2 protein-coding genes are annotated in these 2111 nt (G+C 75.0%); both read left to right on the forward strand.

Annotation, left to right across the window (positions count from 1 at the left end; all coding sequences use genetic code 11):
- On the forward strand, positions 1 to 641 hold a 641-nt coding region (locus H5J30_RS29220), incomplete at its 5' end, for a LysR family substrate-binding domain-containing protein (protein ID WP_181790278.1).
- Between the two features lie 225 nt (positions 642 to 866).
- Positions 867 to 2111, forward strand: a 1245-nt coding sequence (locus H5J30_RS29225) for a hemolysin family protein (RefSeq protein WP_181790279.1), incomplete at its 3' end; no start/stop codon positions are given.

The following is a 2111-nucleotide window of genomic DNA, read 5'->3' on the forward strand; positions in this document are numbered from 1 at the left end:
TGGCCGGCTGGCTGTGCCGGCTGCGCGGCCGGTTTCCGGACACGGACGTCTCCATCCGCGTCGACCCGTCGCCGAACTCGCTGCTGCGGATGGTCGCCGACGGCCAGCTCGACGTCGCGTTCGTGCACGAGGTCACCGGCTGCCCGCTGCGCGTACCCGACGGCATCGGCCAGCGCACGCTGCTCTGGCGCGAGCCGCAGTTCGTCGCCCTGCCCTCGGCGCACCCCGCCGCGGCGGGCGAGGAGGTGGCCCTCGCCGACCTGCGCGGGCACCCGTGGGTGATCGACCCGCACGTGGACGGCGAGTGGCACGGCATCCGCCGGATGTTCGCCAGCGCCGGGCTGGAGCTGCGGGTCATCCAGGGCGACTACCTGACGGGCGCCGACCTGGTACGGGCCGGGGTCGCCGTCACCCCGTGCCAGCCCACCTCGACCCCGCGCCCCGGGATGGCGATCCGGCCGCTGCGCGGCGACCCGCTGACCGTCCGCCTGCTGCTGGCCGCGCGGGCGGCCTCGACCACCGACGGCGAGTTCCACGCCGTCTACACCGCGCTGGAGGACGCCTACCGCGAGGCGGCCAGATCCACCGAGACGTATCTGCGCTGGCTGCACCGCAACGACAACCCGCTGCTGCTCACCTGACGCCCGCCCGTACGCGCACCCGGGCGCCGCCGCCCGCGCCTGGCCGCGGGACCGCGAGCCGGTTTACTATCCCTTTACCCTGGTGTCGGAGACACTCGATACGAGACGATCCCGACACCCGCCACCCACGATCACGAAGGAGCAGCGTCCCGCAATGGGCGAACCTCCCAGTACCAGCCGTGCCACAGCCCGCCGGAAGACGAGTGACAGGGCGGGGGTGGCACGGTGACCGAGATCCTGCTGCTGCTCGCCGCCCTCGCGCTCACCCTCGCGTGCGCGATCTTCGTGGCGGCCGAGTTCTCCCTGACCACCGTCGAGCGGGGTGACCTGGAGCGGGCCGCCGCGGCCGGCGAGCGGGGCGCCGAGGGCGCCCTGAGGGCCGTCCGCCGGCTCACCTTCCAGCTCTCCGGTGCCCAGCTCGGCATCACCGTGACCTCCCTGGTCATCGGCATGCTCGCCGAGCCCTCGCTCGCCACGCTGCTGCGCGGCCCGCTGGAGGCCCTGGGCCTGGGCGGCACCGCCCCGCCGGTGGCGACGCTGCTGGGCGTGGCGCTCTCCACGGTGGTCCTGATGGTGATCGGCGAGCTGGTGCCGAAGAACTGGGCGATCGCCCGGCCGCTGGCCGTGGCGAAGACCGTGGCCGGCCCGCAGCGCGGCTTCACCGCCGCCTTCGGCCCGTTCATCCGCCATCTGAACAGCACCGCGAACCGCGTCGTGCGGCTCGTCGGCCTGGAGCCCGCCGAGGAGCTGGCCTCGGCCCGTACGCCCGACGAGCTGGTCTCGCTGGCCCGGCACTCCGCCGCGGGCGGCGCGCTGGAGGCGGACTCCGCCGAGCTGTTCGTCCGCACCCTGCACCTGCACGAGCTGACCGCGGAGAACGTGATGACGCCCCGCGTCGACGTCAAGGCGCTGGAGTCCGGCGCCACCGCCGCCGACGCCGCGAACCTCGCCCACGCCACCGGCCTGTCCCGCTTCCCCGTCTACGCCCGCAGCCTGGACGAGGTCGTCGGCACGGTGCACATCCGCTCCGTGCTCGCGCTGGAGCCCCGCGCACGGGCCGCGACGCCGGTCACCGAGCTGGCCGCGGAGCCGCTGCTGGTGCCCGAGACGCTGCCCGCCGACCGGCTGCTGGAGCAGCTGCGGGAGCGGCGCACGATGGCCGTGGTCATCGACGAGTACGGCGGCACCGCCGGCGTGGCCACGATGGAGGACATCGTCGAGGAGGTCGTCGGCGAGGTGCGCGACGAGCACGACCCGGTCGAGCTGCCCGACCTGCAGCCGGCGGGCGTCGGCGCGGACGGCCGGCCCACCTGGGACGCGGACGGCAGCGTCCGCCTGGACCAGCTCGCGGAGCTGGGCCTGGAGGCCCCGGAGGGCCCGTACGAGACGGTCGCCGGACTGATCGCCACGCTGCTGGCCCGCATCCCCGCCAAGGGCGACGCGGTCCACCTCGCCGGCTGGCGCCTGGAC

Origin of the sequence: Streptomyces phytophilus, from assembly GCF_013870535.1 — a bacterium.
GTDB lineage: Bacteria > Actinomycetota > Actinomycetes > Streptomycetales > Streptomycetaceae > Streptomyces > Streptomyces phytophilus.